24 protein-coding genes and 1 tRNA gene are annotated in these 22629 nt (G+C 29.8%); 20 read left to right on the top strand and 5 right to left on the bottom strand.

Annotated elements, in window-relative coordinates:
• Positions 1-4: 4 nt before the first annotated feature.
• The 16 genes from ACTTBO_RS07530 to ACTTBO_RS07455 all read left to right on the top strand — a co-directional run bounded on the left by ACTTBO_RS07530 (position 5) and on the right by ACTTBO_RS07455 (position 15125).
• Positions 5-550, top strand: coding sequence for a 5-formyltetrahydrofolate cyclo-ligase (locus ACTTBO_RS07530; protein WP_440657099.1), 546 nt, complete (start codon positions 5-7; stop codon positions 548-550).
• Positions 547-1350, top strand: a complete 804-nt coding sequence (locus ACTTBO_RS07525) for a TIGR00282 family metallophosphoesterase (RefSeq protein WP_440657098.1) — start codon at positions 547-549, stop codon at positions 1348-1350. Before ACTTBO_RS07530 ends, ACTTBO_RS07525 begins: the two co-directional genes overlap by 4 nt.
• A 7-nt stretch (positions 1351-1357) precedes the next feature.
• Positions 1358-2083 (top strand): YebC/PmpR family DNA-binding transcriptional regulator, encoded by a 726-nt coding sequence (locus tag ACTTBO_RS07520; protein ID WP_440657097.1) that lies wholly within the window; start codon positions 1358-1360, stop codon positions 2081-2083.
• Complete coding sequence (locus tag ACTTBO_RS07515) at positions 2083-2574, top strand: crossover junction endodeoxyribonuclease (RefSeq protein ID WP_440657096.1); 492 nt, start codon at positions 2083-2085, stop codon at positions 2572-2574. Before ACTTBO_RS07520 ends, ACTTBO_RS07515 begins: the two co-directional genes overlap by 1 nt.
• A 53-nt stretch (positions 2575-2627) precedes the next feature.
• Complete coding sequence (gene tolQ, locus ACTTBO_RS07510) at positions 2628-3302, top strand: protein TolQ (RefSeq protein ID WP_440657095.1); 675 nt, start codon at positions 2628-2630, stop codon at positions 3300-3302.
• Positions 3303-3719, top strand: a complete 417-nt coding sequence (gene tolR, locus ACTTBO_RS07505; RefSeq protein ID WP_075506058.1) for a protein TolR — start codon at positions 3303-3305, stop codon at positions 3717-3719.
• Positions 3720-3724: 5 nt separating this feature from the next.
• Positions 3725-4588 carry an energy transducer TonB gene (locus ACTTBO_RS07500; protein ID WP_440657094.1) on the top strand — a complete coding sequence of 288 codons (864 nt, stop codon included), beginning with the start codon at positions 3725-3727 and terminating at the stop codon, positions 4586-4588.
• 12 nt (positions 4589-4600) lie between these two features.
• Positions 4601-5941 (top strand): Tol-Pal system beta propeller repeat protein TolB, encoded by a 1341-nt coding sequence (tolB, locus tag ACTTBO_RS07495; RefSeq protein ID WP_440657093.1) that lies wholly within the window; start codon positions 4601-4603, stop codon positions 5939-5941.
• Positions 5942-6047: 106 nt separating this feature from the next.
• Positions 6048-6593 carry a peptidoglycan-associated lipoprotein Pal gene (gene pal / locus ACTTBO_RS07490; protein ID WP_440651922.1) on the top strand — a complete coding sequence of 182 codons (546 nt, stop codon included), beginning with the start codon at positions 6048-6050 and terminating at the stop codon, positions 6591-6593.
• Between the two features lie 78 nt (positions 6594-6671).
• Positions 6672-7676 carry a tol-pal system protein YbgF gene (gene ybgF, locus ACTTBO_RS07485; protein WP_440657092.1) on the top strand — a complete coding sequence of 335 codons (1005 nt, stop codon included), beginning with the start codon at positions 6672-6674 and terminating at the stop codon, positions 7674-7676.
• Positions 7636-8658, top strand: coding sequence for a tRNA lysidine(34) synthetase TilS (tilS, locus tag ACTTBO_RS07480; protein ID WP_440657091.1), 1023 nt, complete (start codon positions 7636-7638; stop codon positions 8656-8658). Before ybgF ends, tilS begins: the two co-directional genes overlap by 41 nt.
• 63 nt (positions 8659-8721) lie before the next feature.
• Positions 8722-10629 (top strand): ATP-dependent zinc metalloprotease FtsH, encoded by a 1908-nt coding sequence (gene ftsH, locus ACTTBO_RS07475; RefSeq protein ID WP_440657090.1) that lies wholly within the window; start codon positions 8722-8724, stop codon positions 10627-10629.
• Between the two features lie 6 nt (positions 10630-10635).
• On the top strand, positions 10636-11688 hold the full coding sequence (gene folP / locus ACTTBO_RS07470) for a dihydropteroate synthase (protein WP_440657089.1): 1053 nt from the start codon (positions 10636-10638) through the stop codon (positions 11686-11688).
• Positions 11688-13019, top strand: coding sequence for a phosphoglucosamine mutase (glmM, locus tag ACTTBO_RS07465; protein WP_440657088.1), 1332 nt, complete (start codon positions 11688-11690; stop codon positions 13017-13019). The genes folP and glmM overlap by 1 nt, the downstream gene beginning before the upstream one ends.
• 1 nt (position 13020) lies before the next feature.
• Entirely contained in the window at positions 13021-13833 is an 813-nt protein-coding gene (gene thiD, locus ACTTBO_RS07460; protein WP_440657087.1) for a bifunctional hydroxymethylpyrimidine kinase/phosphomethylpyrimidine kinase, read from the top strand.
• Positions 13833-15125 carry an adenylosuccinate synthase gene (locus ACTTBO_RS07455; RefSeq protein WP_440653681.1) on the top strand — a complete coding sequence of 431 codons (1293 nt, stop codon included), beginning with the start codon at positions 13833-13835 and terminating at the stop codon, positions 15123-15125. Before thiD ends, ACTTBO_RS07455 begins: the two co-directional genes overlap by 1 nt.
• Here the strand turns inward: ACTTBO_RS07455 and rpoH are convergent.
• Together rpoH and ACTTBO_RS07445 are read right to left on the bottom strand one after the other, a co-directional pair.
• Positions 15122-16003, bottom strand: coding sequence for an RNA polymerase sigma factor RpoH (gene rpoH / locus ACTTBO_RS07450; protein WP_262590531.1), 882 nt, complete (start codon positions 16001-16003; stop codon positions 15122-15124). The two genes, ACTTBO_RS07455 and rpoH, sit on opposite strands and share 4 nt — an antisense overlap.
• 53 nt (positions 16004-16056) lie before the next feature.
• Positions 16057-17037 carry an RluA family pseudouridine synthase gene (locus tag ACTTBO_RS07445; RefSeq protein WP_440657086.1) on the bottom strand — a complete coding sequence of 327 codons (981 nt, stop codon included), beginning with the start codon at positions 17035-17037 and terminating at the stop codon, positions 16057-16059.
• 23 nt (positions 17038-17060) lie between these two features.
• Here ACTTBO_RS07445 and ACTTBO_RS07440 point away from each other — a divergent pair.
• Positions 17061-17137, top strand: a tRNA-Arg gene (locus ACTTBO_RS07440).
• A 1-nt stretch (position 17138) separates the two neighbouring features.
• Here ACTTBO_RS07440 and ACTTBO_RS07435 read toward each other — a convergent pair.
• Genes ACTTBO_RS07435 through ACTTBO_RS07425 form a run of 3 tightly spaced genes read right to left on the bottom strand, consistent with a single transcriptional unit; the run spans position 17139 to position 19587 of the window.
• Positions 17139-17930, bottom strand: a complete 792-nt coding sequence (locus ACTTBO_RS07435) for an ABC transporter permease (RefSeq protein ID WP_440657085.1) — start codon at positions 17928-17930, stop codon at positions 17139-17141.
• Entirely contained in the window at positions 17927-18655 is a 729-nt protein-coding gene (locus ACTTBO_RS07430; RefSeq protein ID WP_440657084.1) for an ABC transporter ATP-binding protein, read from the bottom strand. The genes ACTTBO_RS07435 and ACTTBO_RS07430 overlap by 4 nt, the downstream gene beginning before the upstream one ends.
• Entirely contained in the window at positions 18652-19587 is a 936-nt protein-coding gene (locus ACTTBO_RS07425) for an L-threonylcarbamoyladenylate synthase (RefSeq protein ID WP_440657083.1), read from the bottom strand. Before ACTTBO_RS07425 ends, ACTTBO_RS07430 begins: the two co-directional genes overlap by 4 nt.
• A 20-nt stretch (positions 19588-19607) precedes the next feature.
• Here ACTTBO_RS07425 and ACTTBO_RS07420 point away from each other — a divergent pair, with 20 nt between their 5' ends.
• Genes ACTTBO_RS07420 through dxs form a run of 3 tightly spaced genes read left to right on the top strand, consistent with a single transcriptional unit; the run spans position 19608 to position 22626 of the window.
• The gene (locus tag ACTTBO_RS07420) at positions 19608-19844 is read left to right on the top strand and encodes an exonuclease VII small subunit (protein ID WP_440657082.1); all 237 of its coding nucleotides are present in this window, start codon (positions 19608-19610) and stop codon (positions 19842-19844) included.
• Complete coding sequence (locus ACTTBO_RS07415; RefSeq protein WP_440657081.1) at positions 19841-20713, top strand: polyprenyl synthetase family protein; 873 nt, start codon at positions 19841-19843, stop codon at positions 20711-20713. The genes ACTTBO_RS07420 and ACTTBO_RS07415 overlap by 4 nt, the downstream gene beginning before the upstream one ends.
• Positions 20710-22626: a 1-deoxy-D-xylulose-5-phosphate synthase gene (gene dxs, locus ACTTBO_RS07410; RefSeq protein WP_440657080.1), complete on the top strand. Its 1917-nt coding sequence runs from the start codon at positions 20710-20712 to the stop codon at positions 22624-22626. Before ACTTBO_RS07415 ends, dxs begins: the two co-directional genes overlap by 4 nt.
• Positions 22627-22629 lie beyond the last annotated feature (3 nt).

The raw sequence follows: 22629 nt of genomic DNA, 5'->3' as shown, positions 1-22629 counted from the left end.
ATTTGTGAATAAATCTAAATTAAGAAGAAAGATTACATCACTTAGAAAAAAAAATTTTCAAGAAAATTTGAAAATTAATTCTTTAAAATTAATTAAATTTCTAAGCGATAATAAGCTTAAAACAAAAATTGTTGGAGGATATTATCCATGCAATCATGAAATAGATGATTTAGAAGTTTTAAATTTATTTAGTAAAAATAAAAAAATTACCTCATTACCGATCATCAAGAAAAACAACCAAATGGACTTTTATGAATGGTCCAAAGATAATCCATTAAAGATAAACAAATACGGGATTATTGAACCATTATCTCAAAAGAAAGTTTATCCAGATATATTACTAGTTCCACTATTAGCTTTTGATAAATATTTTAATCGTTTAGGTTATGGAGGTGGTTTTTATGATCGTTATATTGAAAAAATTGAAATTAAAAAAAAGGTATTTAAAGTAGGATTTGCCTTTTCTTTTCAAGAATTAAAAGAAGTACCAGTTGATAATTATGATAAGAAGCTTGATTTAATAATTACTGAAAAAGGTTTAATATTTTGAGAATTTTATTTTTAGGCGATGTTGTTGGTATTTCGGGGTGCTCTAAACTTACAAGTAGCTTACTTAGTGAAATTAAAACAAAAAAAATTGATTTTGTTATTACTAATGGTGAAAATGCTGCAGCTCAAGGGGTTGGTTTGACGGAGGAAATTTGCAAAGATTTCTATAACTGTGGTGTTAACGTAATAACAACTGGTAATCATGTATGGGATCAAAAAGAAATCATGAAGTACATAGAAAAAGAAGAGAGATTGTTACGTCCTAAAAACCTTTTTGAACCTGCACCGGGCCGAGGATTTCAAATTTTCAAAACTGATAAAAATATTAGAATCGGTGTACTTAACCTTATGGGCAATGTTTTTATGAAAAAGTGTGATGATGTTTTTGAAACTTCAAAAAAATTTTTAAGTGAGTATAAATTAAAAGATGACTACGATTTATTAGTGGTTGATTTTCATGGTGAAATTACTAGTGAGAAAAATGCTATAGGTCACTTTTTTGATGGTCATGCAACGTTAGTTGTTGGAACTCACACTCATATTCCAACTAATGATGCAAGAATACTAAACAATGGTACTGGATACCAGACAGACGCTGGTATGTGTGGGGATTATGACTCTGTAATTGGGATGGACAAAGAAAATTCCTTAAACAGATTTCTAAAAAAAGACTCGGTCAAACATTTTCCAGCAGTTGGGGAAGGGACTTTGTCTGGTGTTATTGTTGATTGTGATATAAATACTGGTTTAGCTAAAAACATTAATAGTTATATATTTGGAGATAAACTAAAAAATATTTAATTTATATATGGCAGGTCATTCTCATTGGGCAGGTATTAAACATAAAAAAGGAAAAGCTGATAAGCAACGTTCAAAAATTTTTTCAAAGTTGTCTAAAGAAATTACTGTAGCTGCAAAGCTCGGAGACAAAGATCCTGCAATGAACCCAAGATTAAGATCAGCAGTACAGGCTGCTAGATCAGCAAATATGCCAAAAGATAATATTGAAAGGGCAATAGATAAATCTTCTGCTGCATCTGGTGCAAATTTTGAAAATTTGAGATATGAAGGATTTGGACCAAATAAAATTGCTGTAATTGTTGAAACTTTAACTGATAATAAAAATAGAACAGCTTCCAATGTGAGAACCATTTTTCAAAAATCTGGTGGAAGTTTAGGTACGCAAGGATCAGCATCTCATAACTTTAAACAACTTGGGATAATAAAGATTGATAAAAATGAAATATCAGAAGACAAAATTTTTGAATTGGCTATAGAAGCTGGTGCAGAGGAATGTATTTCTCACCAGGAATTTCATGAAGTTCAGTGTGTTTCAAATGAAATTTATAATGTTAAAAAAAATTTAGAAAATACAATTGCAAATTTTATTTCCACAGAGATTGAGTGGGTGCCAATCAATAGTGTTGATATTCAAAATGATGAAAAAGAGAGTGTGATTGAATTTTTAGAAAATCTAGAAGATGACGATGATGTTCAGAACGTTTTTTCAAACGTAAATTTGGGAAATATTTAATGTTAATAATAGGAATTGATCCAGGAATATCAGGATCTATATGTTTTTTAGAGGATGGAATAATTAAAGATGTGCTTGAGATGCCAACAATGACCGAAGGGAAAAAAAATAAAAAGCAAGTGAACGGATCTCAAATATATAATGAAATTTCTTTTAGAATAAAAACATATGAAAAAAAAAATATTAAAGTTGTTATAGAACAAGTTTCAGCTATGCCAGGTCAAGGTGTAACTAGTATGTTTAATTTTGGTCAATCTTTTGGAATTTTAAAAGGTATTTGCAGTGCAATGCAGTTACCAATTTATTTTGTAAGACCTGCAAAATGGAAAAAATATTTTAATTTAATTAATTCAGAAAAGGATGCTAGCAGGACAAGAGCTATTGAAATATTTCCTTATTTTTCCTCAAATTTATCTAAAAAAAAAGACTCCAATAAAGCTGATGCAATTCTGATAGCTAGTTATTTTAATGAAACATATAAAAATGACTAATCTTTAAAATTATATAGTCAAATTCATGACACAATTAAGTGTGATGAGTGATTATGGAAGCAGACATAGCCGCAAATGCAATAGACTTAGGAACAAATACAGATTTTTCACTTCTTAGTTTATTTTTAAAAGCAGACATAATTGTTAAAGCAGTAATGATTAGCTTAATACTATGCTCAGTATACTCATGGGCGGTGATTATAGAAAAATATAGACTATTTAAAAAAATAAATAAATCTTCAGAGGAATTTGAAGAAAAATTTTGGAACTCTAAATCTGCTGAAAATTTTTATAATAGTTTACCAAATAATTTAGAAGACCCAATGTCTTTAGTATTCCAAAATGCCATGGAAAACTTACTAAAGAAAAAATCTAAAACAAATTTGAGTGAAAGAATGACAGCCTTCCTTGAGGGTGGAATAGAAAAAGAAATGTCAAAGATTGAAAAAGGATTTACTTTTTTAGCAACTGTTGGTTCAACCGCACCATTTATTGGATTATTTGGAACAGTTTGGGGAATTATGAATTCTTTTCAGTCAATTGCTATTTCTAGAAATACTAGTCTTGCAATAGTTGCGCCTGGTATTGCCGAAGCGTTGTTTGCTACTGCATTAGGATTGTTAGCTGCGATACCTGCGGTAGTTGCTTATAATAAATTTAATACTGACGCAAAAAAATACTTAGAAAAATTAGAGAATTTTTCAAAAAGATTTTTAACAATAATTTAAATGGCTTTTAAATTAAATCGCTCATCAAAAGAACCAATGAGTGAGATTAACGTAACACCTTTTGTTGATGTGATGTTGGTTCTATTAATTATATTCATGGTCACTGCACCGCTTTTAACAGTAGGTGTTCAGGTTGATCTACCTGAGAGTTCAGCAGATTCTTTGCCTGAGGAAACAGAACCTTTAACACTTTCTATTAATGCGAAAGGTGAAATTTTTATTCAAGAATCAAAAGTAGAGTATGACAATATAATTGCTAAAGTTTTAGCTGTTTCAAAAAATAGAACTGACACAAGAATTTATGTAAGAGGTGATAAAACAATAAACTATGGAAGAGTTTTAGAGATAATGGGTTTATTATCTGGATCTGGTTTTACAAAGGTTGCGCTAATCTCTGAGCCCCTTAAACAAAGGTAGTTACAGTGAAGAGTAGTAGTATAGCTATATCCTCAGCTTTACACATATCTTTAGTTGTCCTTACAGCTTTAAGTTTGCCTTTTCTGTCAAAAAAACCAATAGACCTTCCACCCATAGTTTCTGTTGAATTAATTCAAATAACAGAAGAAACAAATATTCCTTTTGCGCCTAAAGCAAAAAAAATTATTGAAAAAGTAAAAGAAAAAGAAAAAAAACTTGTTTCAGAACAAGCTCCACCCAAAAAAGTAAAAAAAACTAAAACCAAGACTGTTGTTTCAGAGAAAAAAAACAAAACGATAGAAAAACAAAATCCCGAAGCTGTCCCTTTGCCAGATAAAGAGGTAAAAAAATTAAAGACTAAAGAGGAAAAAAAACAAAATCCAGAAAAGGTAGATAATGAAGTAAAGCAAGTATCTGAGTTTGAAAAAAAAGATTTATTTGATCCAAATAACATTGCTGCATTGATAGATAAATCAAAAGAAGAAACAGCGGAAAAAGTGAAAATCAATAATGATGTTACACAAGATCAAGTAAGAAACGTTGAAAACTCTAAGCTTACTCTAAGTGAGGAAGATGCTTTAAAAGCCCAAATATTTGGTTGTTGGAGCATACCTTTAGGTTTGCCATATGATGAAAATTTACTAGTCAGAATAAAATTAAAACTTAAACCAGATGGTTCAGTCACAAAAACTGAGATATTGGATCATGCTAGAATGAATAAACCTGGACAAGGTTTTTATAAAGTCTTAGCAGAAAGTGCCTTAAGAGCAGTAAGATTATGTCAACCTTTAAGAGTTCCAGCTTCTGGCTATGAGAGATGGAAAGAATTACAATTAAATTTTGATGCAAGAGAGATGTTAGGAGGTTAGTATAAATAATTTATGATTAAAAAATTTATAATTTTTATTTTTGTTTTTTTTCCAATAAAAGCTTTAGCATTAATTGAAGTTGATATCACAAGGGGGAACTTAAACCCTCTTCCACTTGCAGTCTCCCCATTGTCAATAGATGAAACATCTAGAAAGAATTTTGAACAGATTTTAGATAAAGAGAACATTGGATCTGAAATATCACTAATTGTTGAAAATAATTTAAGAACCTCAGGTTTATTTAATCCCTTAGATAAAAAAGCATTTTTACAGGCTCCAGATATAGCAAATTTAAAACCAAGATTTGAGGATTGGAATTTAATTAAAGCTCAAGCTCTTATTACCGGTAAAGTAAATTTTATTAATGATAAATTAAGAGTTGAGTTTAGACTTTGGGATGTGCTTGCCGCAAAAGAGATAATGGCTTTAGCGTTTACAACGGTACCAACAAATTGGAGAAGAGTTGGTCATATCATATCAGATAAAGTGTATGAGAGATTAACAGGAGAAAAAGGGTATTTTGATACAAGAATAATTTATGTAGCTGAAGAAGGACCAAAAACGCAAAGAATAAAAAAATTAGCTATCATGGATCAAGATGGTGCTAATAATAAATTTCTAACTTTAGGAAATGAACTTGTGCTTACTCCACGATTTAATCCTGCAAGTCAAATGGTTACTTATTTATCTTATTTTAAAAATATGCCACGAGTTTATCTTTTAGATATTGAAACAGGAACGCAGGAAGTTGTGGGAGATTTTCCTGGAATGACATTTGCTCCTAGATTTTCACCTGATGGTAAAAAAATAATCATGAGTTTCGCAAAAGATGGAAAATCAGATATTTATACGATGAATTTAGAAACTCGATTGGTAGAGAGAATAACCAATCATCCCTCAATTGATACATCACCTTCTTATTCTCCAGACGGAAAATATATAACTTTCAACTCTGACAGAAGTGGTTACCAACAAATTTATGTCATGAAAAATGATGGAAGTGATGTGAAAAGAATTTCATTTGGTAATGGTTTGTACGGAACACCAGTTTGGTCTCCTAGAGGTGACTTGATAGCGTTTACAAAATTACATAAAGGAAAATTTTATATTGGAGTGATGAGAACAGATGGAACTGGTGAAAGATTGTTAACAGAAAACTATTATCAAGAGGCCCCATCTTGGTCACCCAATGGGAGAGTTTTGATATTTTATAGAGAAACAAAAACTAATTCTAAAGGTGAAGGTTTTTCTGCTAAATTGTGGTCTATTGATTTAACTGGTTACAATGAAAGATTGATTACAACTGAGACAGATGCGTCCGACCCATCTTGGTCGTCTTTATTAAGTAATTAATATCAATTTATCGTTAAAAACTATTAAATTTCTTGATTTTTTGGGTTGAAACATCTATTTAGTTGTGAAAAAAGTATTATTTGAAAAAGCAGCAAGGAGCAAATTAATGAGATTAAACAAAATTTTCAAAAACACGTTACTAGTTATTTCTGCTGGGATAATTTTAACAGCGTGTGCAACTAAAAAAGAAGTAGCCGTTGAAAAAGAGGCACCAAAAGAAGAAACTAAAAAAGAAGAAGTAACTAAGATTGAAAAAATTGCAGGTCAAATGCAAGGTGATGTTTACGTTGGAACAGATAGCGTAAAATATTTAGCAGACGGTGTTGCTGATAGAGTGTTCTTTGCAACAAATGAGTCTATATTAACAACTGCTTCTAGAGAAACATTAAGAGCCCAAGCAGCTTGGTTAAGAGAAAATTCTAACATCACAGTAGTTTTAGAAGGTCATGCAGATGAAAGAGGTACAAGAGAATATAACTTAGCACTTGGTGAAAGAAGAGCTAATGCTGCAAAAGATTATCTAATGACTTATGGTGTTTCATCAGACAGAATTACTGTAATCAGTTATGGTAAAGAAAGACCTGTTGATTCAGGATCAAATCCTTTAGCATGGTCTAAAAACAGAAGATCAGTTACTGTTAAAGCAAACTAGAGAATTTTTAAAAAAGACCCTAAAATTTAAAACTTTTAGGGTCTTTTTTTTGCCTTTTTATAATCATATAAAAATTTAATGAGATCACTTTTTAGATCAACATCATTTAATTTAATAATAATACTAAATTTCTTTTTTTCAGGAATTGCTTACTCAGATAACCACAATATTTATGAAATTTTAGATTTAATTAAAAAAGATTTAAAAACTCTCGAAAGAGCCGTTTACTCAGGATCAATTGAAATAGAAAGTACAACAAATAATCAATCAGTATCAAGTCTCGATAATAATTCTGAGGATGTTTTGACTAGACATTTATTAAAGTTATCAGAGGTAGAGGAGCAGTTTAGAGAACTTACTAATAAATTTGAGGAAATTAATTTTAAGCTTGATAAACTTTCAAATAGAGTATCCAAGCTACAATCTGATAATCAGATAAGGTTTCAAGATATAGAAAATGATTTAAGTTCTGTTAATGTAATTGACAGCAGTCAACAACTGAGTTCTGCGCCCAAAATTGAAAAGCAAATTCTACCTGGAAGCTCACAGCCTCAGGAGTTAGGTACAATTTCTTATAAAGATATGGAAACTTCAGAGAAGAATCAACAGATTCAATCAGTTGACACTACCGCTTCCATTGTAGAAGAAACTTTTCAAGCTGAAGATAAAATTTTACCAATAGATTTAACTACAAAAGAACAATATGAATTTGCAACAAGTTTCTTAAAAGTTGGAGATTACAGTACAGCCGAAAGAGCTTTTAGAGAATTTGTATTATCAAATCCTGAAGATGAATTAGCAGGTAGTGCTCAATATTGGTATGCAGAAACTTTCAGAATAAGACAACTTTATACTGATGCTGCTTCAGCTTATCTAGAAGGTTATCAAAAATATCCAAAAGGAAAGAAAGCTCCAATAAATTTATTAAAACTTGGAGTTTCAATGGTTCAAATTGGTGAAAAAGATCAAGGCTGTAAGATGATTAATGGTGTAGAGTTGCAATATCCGAATGCAAATCAGTCTGTAATACAAAAAGCAAAATATGAGTCTAAAAAATTTGAATGCGTCAAGCAAGATTCATAAACAACTTCTTAATAAGTTAAGAGATAAAAGAATTTATAAAATCTATAATAAATTTGAAGATAATTTAAATTTAAATAACAATTTTACAGTTGCTGTATCAGGTGGCCCCGATAGTCTTGCTTTAGCTTTTTTTTCAAAAATTTATTCAATTAAAAAATCTTTAAAAGTAAAATATTTTCTAGTTGATCATAAATTGAGAAATAATTCATCTGTAGAAGCTTTATTTGTAAAAAATCTTTTGAAGGATTTTTCTATAGATTTAGATATTTTAAAATGGAATGGGAAAAAACCCAAAAATAATATTCAATCTCTTGCAAGAAAAAAAAGATATAATCTCTTAATTAATCAATCAAAAAAATTTAAGATTAATAACATTCTATTTGGTCATCATGAAGATGATGTTTATGAAAATTTCTTTATAAGGCTTTTAAGAGGAAGTGGTTTAAAGGGTATAGTATCTTTAGATAAAACGTCTATGATGAATAATGTAAATATCTTAAGACCTTTAATAAACGTTGAAAAAAAAGATTTAATCCTCATCTCTAAAAAGGTGTTTAATAAATATATAGAAGACCCTTCAAATGAAGATGAAATTTTTACAAGAGTGAGAGTAAGAAATTTAATTAAAAATCTTGAAAGTGAAGGTTTAGATAAAAGTAAATTTAAATTATCAATTAATAATTTAAAAAGTGTCGACCAATCAATCCAGTTTTTTTGTGAAAAAAATTTAAAAGAAAATTCGATTATTTCTCACAATAAAGTTGTATTAAAAGAAGAATTTTTTAACTTTCCTCAAGAAGTTTTGTTCAGGTCATTTTCAAAAATCTTACAATTAGTTGGGAAAAAGTATTTTCCGCCCAGAGGTAAAAAAATTACCAATATTTTAGAAAATCTAGAGAGTAAAATTACTTTTAAGTCTACACTTGGAAATTGTGTAATAAAAAAAATCAAGAAAACTGTAATTGTATATAAAGAGCGTTAATATCACTAAATTTATAGTTATTTTGTCACTTGTTTAATTTGCAATAATTCTTATCTTTACACCATGAATTTTAAAAATCTGGCTATGTGGGGAATAATAGTTTTTTTAACCATTGGTCTTTATAACATGTTTAAAAATCCTCAATCAAATATTAGAGGAGGAAATCAAATAATTTTTTCAGATTTTTTAACTTCAGTTGAAAATGGAGAAGTTTTAAAAGTTGAGATACAGGGAAACAACATCAAGGGTGTTTACTCGAATGGAAATTCATTTTCAACTTATGCTCCAAACGATCCAAATTTAATTGAAAAATTATCAGATAAAGGAGTAAGTATTTCAGCAGCTCCGTTAGAAGAAAAAATGCCATCTTTATTTGGTGTATTACTTTCTTGGTTCCCAATGCTTTTATTAATTGCTGTTTGGATATTTTTTATGCGACAGATGCAAGGTGGAAAAGGTGGAGCAATGGGATTTGGCAAGTCAAAAGCTAAGATGATGAATGAACTTAAAGGCAAAGTAACATTTAATGATGTTGCTGGAGTAGAAGAGGCAAAAGAAGAAGTAGAAGAAATTGTAGAATTTTTAAAAGACCCTAAAAAATTTAGTAGACTTGGTGGAAAGATACCTAGAGGTGCTTTATTGGTTGGACCTCCAGGAACAGGAAAAACTTTGTTAGCAAGAGCTATTGCAGGTGAAGCAGGAGTTCCTTTCTTTACCATCTCTGGTTCAGATTTTGTTGAAATGTTTGTTGGTGTTGGAGCATCAAGAGTAAGAGATATGTTTGAACAAGGTAAAAAAAATTCTCCGTGCATAATATTCATTGATGAAATAGATGCAGTTGGAAGAAGTAGAGGTGCAGGTTTAGGTGGAGGTAATGATGAAAGAGAGCAAACTTTAAACCAATTATTAGTAGAGATGGATGGGTTTGATACTAATGAGGGAGTTATCATAATTGCAGCAACAAATAGACCTGATGTACTTGATCCAGCACTATTAAGACCTGGAAGATTTGACAGACAAGTAGTTGTTTCAAACCCAGATATTATTGGAAGAGAAAAAATTTTAAAAGTCCATGTGAAAAAAATTAAGATGGCACCCGATGTAAATTTAAGAACTATTGCAAGAGGGACCCCCGGTTTTTCAGGAGCAGATTTAGCTAACTTAGTTAACGAAGCTGCTTTATTAGCAGCTAGAAAAAATAAAAGAATTGTAACTTTATTAGAATTTGAAGAGGCAAAAGATAAAGTATTAATGGGTGCTGAAAGAAGATCAATGGTGATGACTGAGGATGAAAAAAAACTTACCGCATATCACGAAGGTGGTCATGCTTTAGTCTCGTTTAATATGCCTAGTTACGATCCAATTCACAAAGCCACTATCATTCCAAGAGGAAGAGCTTTGGGAATGGTTATGAATTTACCAGAAAGAGATAAACATGGATATTCAATCAAATATTTAAAAGCTAGACTAGCAGTTTGTTTTGGAGGAAGAGTTGCAGAAGAGTTAATTTTTGGAAAAGATAACATTTCTACAGGAGCAGGTGGAGGAAGTGGTTCAGATATTAATCAAGCTACTCAACTTGCAAGAGCGATGGTAACTAAATATGGTATGAGTGAGGAGATGGGTCCAGTTGAATATGGAGAAAATCAAGAGGAAGTTTTCTTAGGTAGATCGGTTACTCAAACACAATCAGTTTCTGAAGAAGTTGCTCAAAAAATTGATAAGGAGATTAGGAAACTAGTCGACGAAGGATATAATCAAGCAAAGAAAATTTTGACTGAGAAAATTGACGATCTACATAAAATTGCTAAAGCATTAATTACTTACGAAACCTTAACAGGTGAAGAGATTGAGAACATAATTAACAAAAACTTATATCCAAAAGATAAAATTTTAGAAAATCAAGACTCAAAAGATGATCATGAATCGGCTTTAGGAGCCATGGGTCTAAAACCAAAAATTGTTCATTAATTTATAATGCAAAGATATTACACAAGAGCGTGTAATTTCTATTATGGTAATCAATCAAAAATTTTAGTAAGTAAAAAAAAAGCTATACCATTACATCAAATTAGGGAAATATCGTTTGATCATATTGAAATAATAACTAGAAAATCAAAGAAAAAAATTTCAATTAATCAAATAAAATATTTACCAAATGATTTAAAGAAAAAAGTTAATTTAGATTTAAAAAAAATTAAAACTAAAAAAAAAAATTTTTCTAACTTAGAATTTAAAAAAGTTCCAAATATACTAGGTGTCTTAAATCTTACCCCTGATAGTTTTTCTGATGGAGGAAAATTTAATACAAAACAAAGAGGAATAAGTCATGCTTTTAAACTATATAACGATGGCGCAGATTTAATCGATGTTGGAGGAGAGTCAACAAGACCAGGTTCAAAGACAGTAAATAAAGAAGATGAATGGAAAAGAATTAATGAAATCTTAAAATCTATTGTAAAAAAAATTCCGATTTCTTTGGATACTAGAAAATCTGATATAATGAAAAATGGAATTAAATTAGGTGTAAAACTAATTAATGATGTTTCAGGCTTAAGTTTTGATACAGAAACAATAAACGTATTAAAAAAAAATAAAGTTCCTTTTGTCATTCAGCACACGCTTGGAACACCAGAAAATATGCAAAAAAATCCAAAATATAATAATGAATTACTAGATATTTATGATTTTTTTGAGGAGAAAATAAAACTTCTAAGGTCTAAAGGTATTAAACATAACAATATAATTTTAGACCCTGGAATCGGGTTTGGAAAAAAACTGAAACATAATATGAATTTAATCAGAAGTGTTTCTATTTTTCATTCATTAGGATTTCCTATACTTGTAGGAAATTCTAGAAAAAGATTTATTAGAGATATTTCCAAAAAAAATGATAGCTTTACTAGAATTGGAGGAACAATATCGTCATCATTATATTTGATGACACAAGGAGTTCAGATTTTAAGAATTCATGATGTTAATGAAGTTATGCAAGCAATTAAAGTTTTCAAAGAGATAACAAATAAATAATGGCAAAAAAATATTTTGGAACAGATGGAATAAGAGGAGCCGTTAATAGCAAAAATATTAATGGAGATATGTTTTTTAAGTTTGGACTAGCTAGTGGTACATATTTTAAATCCCAAAAGAAAAAAAAACAAACAGCAATAATAGCAAAAGATACAAGATTGTCAGGATATACACTCGAACCAGCGCTTGTTTCTGGTTTGGCTTCTGCTGGCATGCATGTTTACACTTTGGGCCCTTTACCAACTAATGGATTGGCTATGCTTACAAAAGAAATGAAGGCCAATATGGGTATTATGATTACAGCTTCTCATAATCCTCATTACGACAATGGATTAAAATTATTTGGTCCTGATGGAATGAAATTATCAGATAAAATAGAAAAAAAAATAGAAGCTCTTATAGATAAAAAAATATCAAATAACCTTTCTAGTCCTGAAAAGTTAGGAAGAGTTAAAAGGTTAGAAACAGGAACTAAACAATATATTAAAATATTAAAAAAAAATTTCACAAAAGAGTTCAATTTAAGAGGATTAAGAATTGTCATAGATTGTGCCAATGGTGCTGGTTATAAAGCAGGGCCTGAATTATTAAGATCATTAGGTGCTAAAGTTATAGCGATAGGTGTAAAGCCAAATGGTTTGAACATTAATAAAGATTGCGGTTCAACTTTTCCAAGAAAAATTAGAACAGCTGTAAAAAAATATAAAGCTCATATTGGCATTTCTTTAGATGGAGACGCTGATAGAATTATAATGTGCGATGAAAAAGGTAACATTGTAGATGGTGATCAAATAATAGCTGCTTTAGCAACAAGATGGAAAAATAAAAAAATGCTAAAAGGTGGTGTTGTTGGAACACTAATGTCAAATTATGGATTAGAAAAATATTTAAAATTAAATCGAATAAAATTTTTAAGAGCTAATGTAGGTGATAGATATGTTAAAGAAAAAATGCGAAAATTTAAATTTAATTTAGGTGGTGAACAATCAGGACATATTATTTTAGGTAAATTTGCAACAACCGGAGATGGGCTGCTTGTAGCTTTAGAAGTTCTTTTTGCTCTGAGAAAAGGTAAAAAAACGAGTGAATTTTTTCAGAGTTTTAAAAAAACTCCTCAATTATTAGAAAATATAACTGTTAAAGATAAAAATATTATTAATAAACCTGAAATAAAAAAAGTTATAAAACTTTCAGAAAAATTAATTAATGGTCAAGGAAGAGTTTTAGTTAGAAAATCAGGAACAGAATCTAAAATTAGAGTGATGGCAGAAAGTGAAAATAAAATACTTTTATCCAGATGTGTAAACATGATATCCAAAAAAATAAAATAAATTGAAACCAAATTCGAAAATTTTAATTATTGCAGGTTCAGATTCATCTGGTGGAGCTGGTATACAAGCTGATATTAAGACTGTTACAGCTCTAGGTTCTTATGCGATGACAGCTATAACTGCAGTTACAATTCAAAATACTACAGGTGTAAAATCAATAGTAGGTATCAATCCAAAAGAAATTTTCAATCAAATTGTTTTTACTTCCAAAGATATTAAGCCTGATGCAATCAAAATAGGGATGTTACACTCATCTAATGTTATCAAGATGGTAATTAAGGCTTTAAATTTAATTAAAGTTAAAAATATTATTTTAGACCCCGTCATGGTTGCAAAAGGTGGTGCTAAATTAATAGATAATAAAGCAATAAAGTTATTAAAATCGGAATTAATAAAAAAAGTTTCACTAGTTACTCCTAATATTCCTGAAGCTGAAATTTTGACTGAAACAAAAATCATATCTGTTGAAGATATGATTTACGCTGCAAACAAGCTTATGGAATTTGGAGCTAAAAATGTACTTATTAAAGGAGGACATTCAAAAAATAAAATAGTTAAGGATGTTTTTGTTAATAAAAAAGATATTAAGATTTTTAACAGTACGCGTTACAAAACAAACAATACTCATGGTACAGGTTGTACTTTATCAAGTGCAGTCACTACATTTGTGTCGTGTGGAAAACCAGCAAAGAAATCTTGTGAGCTTGGAATTAAGTATGTAAATTCAGCTATTAAAACAAACCCAAATTATGGAAGAGGTCATGGTCCAATTAACCATCTCATTTCTATAAAAGTAAATAAAAAATTTAATTAATGAAAAATATAGTTGTTGTTGGATCTCAATGGGGCGATGAAGGAAAAGGTAAGATTGTTGATTGGTTATCTGAACAGGCAGATGTAGTTATTAGATTTCAAGGTGGTCATAATGCGGGCCACACTCTTGTTATTGATGGCGTTACTTATAAGCTAAGATTACTTCCATCTGGTATTGTTAGAAAAGGTAAAATATCAATAATTGGTAATGGTGTTGTTGTAGATCCTTGGGCCTTATTGGAAGAAATTGAAGAGATAAAATCTAAAGGAGTAGAAGTAGATGTAGATAATTTTATAATATCAGAATCGGCAAATCTGATTTTGCCTTTCCATAGAGAAATGGATGAAATTAGAGAAGACACAGCAGGAAAAAGTAAGATAGGAACTACCAGAAGAGGAATTGGACCTGCTTATGAGGATAAAGTAGGAAGAAGATCAATAAGGGTTATGGATTTAAGATCGGAAAAAAATTTAGATCAAAGATTAGATTCTGTATTGATACACCATAACGCAATTAGAAAAGGACTTGGAAAAAAAATTTTTGAAAAAGATCAACTTAAATCTGATTTACTTAAAATTGCTCCTAAAATATTAAAATTTTCACAGCCTGTATGGCTTAAAATTGACCAATTTAAAAAGCAAAAAAAGAAAATTTTATTTGAAGGTGCCCAAGGTATTTTACTTGATGTAGATCATGGAACTTATCCTTTTGTAACTTCATCTAATACAGTTGCTTCGAGCGCAGCTACTGGAACAGGATGTGGCCCTAATTCAATAAACTATGTTTTAGGAATTACAAAAGCTTATACAACAAGAGTAGGGGAAGGACCTTTTCCAACAGAACTAACTGATGAAGTTGGTGAACTTTTGGGTACACGTGGAAAAGAATTTGGAACTGTTACAAGTCGAAAAAGAAGATGTGGTTGGTTTGATGGTGTTCTAGTAAGACAAACAATTAAAGTTTCAGGTATAGATGGTATAGCTTTAACAAAATTGGACGTTCTTGATGAGTTAGATGAAATTAAAATGTGCGTTGCTTATGAACTCGATGGAGAAAAATTAGATTATTTGCCTGCTGCTGTCGAGGATCAAATTAAAATAAAACCAATTTACAAATCTTTTCCAGGCTGGAAAGTGTCTACTAGTGGAATTAAAAATATGGACTCCTTACCTGATAATGCAAAAAAATATATTTTTGCAGTAGAAGATTTTATTGGTGCAAAAATATCTAGCGTCTCTACTAGTCCTGAAAGAGATGATACTATTTTAATTGAAAATCCTTTTGAAGCTTAATTCGCTGGTAATAAATTTTTTGATTTAGCTAGAAGTAACATTTGTTTTTGAAGTTTTTCAAATGCTTTATTTTCTATTTGTCTAACTCTTTCTCTACTTATTTTATATTTTTTACTTAAATCTTCCAGGGTTGTTGGATCATCATTTAGTCTTCTTGAATACAATATCTCTCTTTCTCTATCATTAAGCACTGTAATAGAATCTTTTAATAAGTCTTTTCTTTGCTCCATTTCCTCATGTTGAGCAAATTTTAAATCATGATCAAGCTCTTTGTCTACTAACCAGTCTTGCCATTCATCACCATCCTCTCCAACTTGAGCATTCAATGAAAACTCTTTTCCAGAAAGTCTTCTGTTCATTGAAACAACTTCTTCTTTACTCACATCTAGTTTGTTAGCAATATGGTTTACGTGTTCATCCCTTAAATCACCTTCAGTTTCAGGAGATATTTGGTTTTTAATTTTTTTTAAATTGAAAAATAATTTTTTTTGAGCAGTTGTTGTTCCAATTTTTACAAGACTCCAAGACCTTAAAATATATTCTTGGATGGACGCTTTAATCCACCACATAGCATAAGTTGCTAATCTAAAACCTTTTTCAGGTTCAAATTTTTTAACAGCCTGCATCAAACCAACATTTCCTTCTGAAATCATTTCATTAATTGGCAGACCATAACCCTTGTATCCCATAGCAATTTTTGCAACTAATCTTAAGTGACTAGTTACTAATTTTTCAGCAGCTTTAATATTTCCAGTTGTTTTCCAATTTTTGGCTAACATATATTCTTCTTCTGCGGCCAACATTGGGAATTTTTTAATCTGTTCTAAATATGCAGAAAGACCACCCTCATTGGATAGTGTAGGAAGATTGTTGCTCATAGTTGTGCTCATAGCAGAGTTTATTTAGTTAATTATACTTAATTTTCAATAATTTATTCTTCAGTGTTTCTAAGCATTTTTAAAATATTATTTAGTTCTTGAGGCAAAATTGAGGTAAAAATCAGCTCTTTCTGAGTTCTAGGGTGAAGAAAGCCTAAAGTCTTTGCGTGTAGAAATTGTCTGTCTAAATTTGTAATTGAATTTTGAATGTCAAAATCAACGTTTTTTAATTTTTTATATTTTTTTTTATATTTGTCATCACCAACTAAACTATTTCCTTTATAGTTCATGTGCACTCTTATTTGATGAGTTCTACCAGTTTCTAATTTGCATTCAACTAAACTTAATGTTGGTATTTTTTTATTTTCGAAAATTTCAATTGTTTTATAGTTTGTTACAGCTTTCTTACCCTTTGAACTACTCACTTCCATAAGTTGTCTATTTTTTGAACTACGAGTAATAAATGTTTCTATCCTACCAAAAGATGGTCTTAGCTTTCCCCATATTAAAAGTTGGTATTCTCTAATAATTGTGTGCTTACTGAATTGTTTTGATAAATTTTCATGGGTCTCATTATTTTTTGCTACAACAACTAAACCTGAAGTATTTTTATCAATTCTATGCACAATTCCAGGTCTTAATTCATCCCCAATAGTTGATAAAGATTCTTTATTGTAATGCATTAATGCATTTACAATTGTTTTGTCATAATTTCCTGCTCCAGGATGCATTATAATTCCTGAAGGTTTATCAATTACTAATAAATCAGAATCTTCATAAACAATATTTAATTTAAAATCATAAGGTTTTAGAGATGCAATCTCTGGTTCTGGAATCGTAAGATTTACAACATCACCAATCGAAACTTTTTTAGATGGATTTTTAATTATTTCATTATTTAGTTTTAATTTTTCTTTTAAAATTAAATTTTTAACTCTGGTTCTACTAATAATTTCGTCTCTTTTGTTAATTAATACATCTACTCTTAAATTTTTTTCTTCTTCTTCAACTATAAAATTAATGCTTTTTTCCATAAAATATAATATTAATACTAAATGCGCTTGTAGCTCAACTGGATAGAGCGCCAGATTTCGGCTCTGGAGGTTCAGGGTTCGACTCCTTGCAGGCGCACCATTTACTCTCCAATATTAATTAATGTCCCTTTTTCTCTAGCTTTATCAAACGAAAAATAAAAAGTTGCTATAGCAACTGTAAAATAAAATGCATTTAGTGAAAGTGCGATACGAATATTTTCATAGCTAACAATTCCATTGACTAAGATATTTCTGGTTTCTTCAAATATATAAACTAATGGCAATGTGTATGCTATTGATTGAAATATTTCAGGTAAAATTTCAACTGGATAATAGATACAGCCAAAAGGTGCCAATAAAAACATTGTAGACCACGCAATATTCTCAAAAGATGGCCCAAATCTTAGCAACCCAGCTGATACAAAAAGCCCCAAAGTAATTCCAAAAATATACAAACTTAAAAAAAGAAAAGCTAATGGTAATCCCAAGTTTAATATAGATATGCCAAATAATGGTGAGGTTAAAAGTATCGCTGGAATTAATCCGATTAAAGCTCTTATTAAAGCGGTGATTACAAGTGCAGTAATTATTTCACTAATTTTCATTGGAGCAATAAATAAATTAGTAAAATTCCTACTCCAAATTTCTTCTAAAAATAACATATTAAAACCAATGCTTGTTCTAAAAAGAAAATCATAAAGAATTGCACAAGACAATATAACTCCAACAGCTCCACTATAGTATGAACTGTGTGCTGCAAAAAAATTGGAAATAAAACCCCAAAGAGTTATCTGGATAGAAGGCCAATATATTAAATCAAGTATTCTCGGGAACGACCTAGTAATTAAATAAAAATGCCTTAAAAATAATCCATATATTCTTGTAATATTCATTTATCTTTCCTAACAATTTCTAAAAAAACTTCTTCCAAGTTTTTTTGTCCATATTTTTTTATTAAATCTTCTGGGGTACCACTGTCTACGATTATACCATCTTTCATCATCATAACGGAATTACATAATCTTTTTACTTCATCCATGTTATGAGAAGCCAGCAAAACAGATATTTTTTTTTCTTCTTTATACTTTTCTAAAAAGGTTCTAATAAAATCTGCTGTTTCGGGGTCTAGAGCAGCAGTTGGCTCATCTAACAAGAGCACAGTAGGATCATTAATTAATGCTTTTGCAAGACTTACCCTATTTTTTTGTCCTGATGACAGCTCTCCCGTAATTTTATTTAAAAGTTCTCCCAATCTTAATTTTTCTGAGAGAAAATTAATTCTCTCATTCAAATTTTGAATATTATATAGTTTCCCATATACAATTAAATTTTGGTTTACTGTTAATTTTTTAGGCAATTCAATGTAGGGAGAAATAAAATTCATTTTGTGTAGAATTGAAATTTTATTATTTTCAATATTTTTACCGTTAATTAAGACTTGGCCACTTGTGGGTTTTAATAATCCTAGTATCATTCCGATTGTTGTTGTTTTTCCGCAACCATTTGGACCTAACAGTCCTACTATTTCATTTTCATTAATTTTGAAATTTATATTATTAACTGCTTTTTTAGTCTTATATGATTTTGATAGATTTATTACTTCTATTGAGTTTTTCATTTGAAGTTTGATGCTCTCTTGAGTCTGTCATTTATTGTTTTTCCAATTCCTTCATTTGGTATTTTTTCTACAGCTATTGATTTATATTTATCTTTTTTTATTTTCCTCAAAACACTGTACAAATTTTTGGCAGCTTCATTTAAGTTATTTGTTTTGCTTAAATAATAAATATTTTTAGATATATTTTCTCTTTTTTTTAAGAGTACAAAAGCTTCATTTTTTTTGCTTTTTTTTGCATTCATTCTTAAAGGTAACCCTGGAGAATAGTGTAAAGGAAAAAGACCAGGAGAAATTTTATCTTTTGAATTTATATTAATTATTATTTTTTGTTTCAAAGTTTTTTTAATCTTTGAAACACTCAATCCTCCATATCTTAGTAATCTAGGTTTATTTATTACATTTAATATTGTAGACTCGACACCAATTTTACAAACGCCACCATTCAAAATAAATTTTATTTTGTTGCCAAATTCATCTTTGACGTCTGCCGCTTTTACAGCACTTAATCTTGAAGAAATATTAGCACTTGGTGCTGCAACTGGATATTTTAAATTTTTGAGTAATTTTCTAAATATAGGATGTTTTGGAAATCGTATAGCAACTGTTTTTTTATTATTAGTTACAAACTTTGATATTTTAGAATTTTTTTTGAGCTTCAATATATATGTTATTGGTCCTGGAGAAAATTTTTTATAAAGTTTAATAAAATTATCATTTATCTCACAGTCATCTGAAATTTTTTTTAAATTATAGTAGTGAACAATTAGTGGATTGTTAGCAGGTCTTCTTTTTAGGTTAAAAATTTTTTTAACAGCAGTGTCCGAGTATGCGTTACCTGCGAGTCCGTAAACAGTTTCTGTTGGAACAGCTACACAATGACTTTTATCTAAGTAATTTTTCGCTTTTTTGATGTTTGATTGAATATTTTTCATGTAATAGTAATGATTAATATATGAAAGATAAAAATTTACCACTCGATTATGATAATAGAACGCTTGAAGAGTTAACAGATGAAGCAAATCAAATGATAAAATCTTTAGAAGAAAGAGATGACCTAGACAATTCTGTAGAAAGTTATCAAGAGTTACTAAAATTAAATAATTTAATTGAAAAAAAATTTCAAAAAAATTTGAGATCTATTAGTGAAAATACAAATAAAAAAATTAAGGATATCATTAAGAAAAAGTGAAAAATCAACTTAATAAAATTGCAAAAGATACCAATTTATTCTTGAAAAAATACATTCAGGAACAAGAAAATTCCAAATTAATTTATGCAATGAAGTATGGATTATTTCCTGGAGGAAAAAAAATTAGATCTAAAATATTAATTGATATTGGATCGTTATTCTCAATTAACTATCACACACTAATTGCTATAGGTGCTGCCGTGGAATGTATTCATGCTTATTCTCTTATTCATGATGATTTACCATGTATGGATAATGATAATATGAGAAGAGGTAAACCATCAGCTCATATTAAATTTGGTGAATCGACAGCTGTCCTCGCTGGAAATTCATTATTAACAATGGCTTTTGAAATTTTAACTAGCTCTAAGTTAAAGTTGAGAGACAAAATTAAAGTTAAATTAGTAGATAAACTTTCTATGTGTTCAGGACATTTGGGTATAGCGGGTGGTCAATATTTAGATTTAGATTTTGAAAAAAAGAAAGTTTCAAAAAAACAAATTATAGATATGGAAATTAAAAAAACAGGAAAACTTTTTAGTTTTTGTTGTGCAGTACCAGCAATCATTAAGGAGAAAAGTCTTAAGGAAATAAAATTTTTTGAGAGTATTGGTTCTAATATTGGTCTTCTTTTTCAAATAGCAGATGATTTAATAGATTTTAAAGGTAATTCTAAAATTGCTGGGAAAAGAACAAAAAAAGATCAAAAAAAAGGCAAAGCTACACTTATAAGTTTACTGGGCTATGATGCTTCAATCAAATTTTGTGGTAAGATTATTTTAGATATTAATAGAAATTTAAAAATTTATGGTTCAAAATCAGAAAATTTAAACGATACATTAGAATTTATATTGAATAGAAATAAATGAAAAATAATTACAAGTTTTTAGATAATATTAACTTTCCATCCGATTTAAGAAAAGTTTCTGAAAATGATTTACAACAAGTAGCTGATGAAGTTAGAGAAGAAATGATCAGTGCAGTATCTAAAACCGGTGGACATTTAGGTGCAGGTCTAGGGGTTGTTGAACTAACTGTAGCTCTGCACTATGTTTTTGATACACCTAATGATAGATTAATTTGGGATGTAGGACACCAAGCATACCCACATAAAATTTTAACGGGAAGAAAACAAAAAATTACAACCTTAAGACAAGGCAACGGTTTATCAGGTTTTACTAAAAGATCTGAGAGTGAGTATGACCCATTTGGTGCAGCTCATAGTTCCACATCTATATCATCTGCACTTGGCATGGCTGAAGCAAATAAATTAGAAAATAAATCTTCAAACGTAATAGCTGTTATTGGAGATGGTGCAATTAGTGCAGGAATGGCATATGAAGCTATGAATAACGCTGGCGTATCAAAAACTAAAATGATCGTTATATTAAATGATAATGATATGTCTATCGCAAAACCAGTAGGTGCAATGAGAACATATTTAGCAAAGTTATTTACTGGAAAAATCTATTTTAGCTTAAGAGAAACTTTAAAATTAATCACCTCAGCTTTTTCAAAAAGATTTAGTGCTAAAGCTGGAAAGGCAGAAGATTTTTTTCGTTCTGCTGTCACCGGTGGAACACTATTTAGCTCACTTGGTTTTTATTATGCAGGACCAATAGATGGACATGATCTTTCCACACTTATCCCTATTTTAAGAAATGCTAGAGACTCAAAGCATGAGGGTCCAATTATGATACATATTAAAACTCAAAAAGGAAAAGGATATTCTTATGCTGAAAAAGCTAGCGATCACTATCATGGAGTATCAAAATTTAATGTTGAAACTGGAGAGCAACAAAAGAGTGGTTCTAATTTACCCGCTTATACAAAAGTATTTGCAAATACACTTGTTAAACATGCAAAAAAAGACAGTAAGATTGTCGGAATAACTGCGGCAATGCCAGGTGGAACAGGTATGGATATCTTTGGTAAGGAATTTCCAAAAAGAATGTTTGACGTTGGTATAGCTGAACAGCATGCAGTTACTTTTGCTGCAGGTCTTGCTACAGAGGGATATAAACCCTATGCCGCCATCTATTCTACCTTTCTTCAAAGAGCCTATGATCAAGTTGTACATGATGTAGCAATACAGAGTCTACCTGTAAGATTTGCAATAGATAGAGCTGGATTAGTTGGTGCAGATGGATCAACGCACGCAGGTTCTTTTGATATTACTTATTTGTCAACTTTGCCAAATTTTATCGTGATGGCAGCTAGTGATGAAGCTGAGTTAGTAAAAATGATTAATACTTCGGTTGATATTAATGATAAACCCTGTGCAATAAGATATCCAAGAGGAACAGGTGTTGGAGTTGAACTTCCTTCAATAGAGGAAAAAATAGAGATAGGTAAAGGAAAAATTATTCACCAAGGAACTCAGGTTTGTTTGTTGAGTTTAGGAACTAGACTTGAGGAATGTAAAGTAGCTGCAGAAGAATTGAAAGCAAAGGGTATTTCAACAACAATTATAGATGCCAGATTTGCTAAACCTTTAGATGAAGATTTAATTTTAAAATCTGCAAGAGAACATGAATTAATGATTACAATTGAGGAAGGCTCTATTGGAGGGTTTGGATCCCATGTTAAAAATTTATTAGCTGAAAAAGGAATATTTGATAAAGGTTTAAAATTTAGATCTATGACTCTTCCAGATGAATTCATAGAGCAAGATAATCAAAAAAATATGTATGATATTGCTGGACTTAATAGTCCACAAATTACAAAAAAAGTTTTAGAAGTTTTATTTAATAAGGATTCGATTAGAGTAGTAAAAAACTAATTA

This window comes from Candidatus Pelagibacter sp. HIMB1509, from assembly GCF_052047855.1.
Lineage (GTDB): Bacteria > Pseudomonadota > Alphaproteobacteria > Pelagibacterales > Pelagibacteraceae > Pelagibacter.
This window is presented reverse-complemented; position numbering and strand designations above follow the sequence as displayed.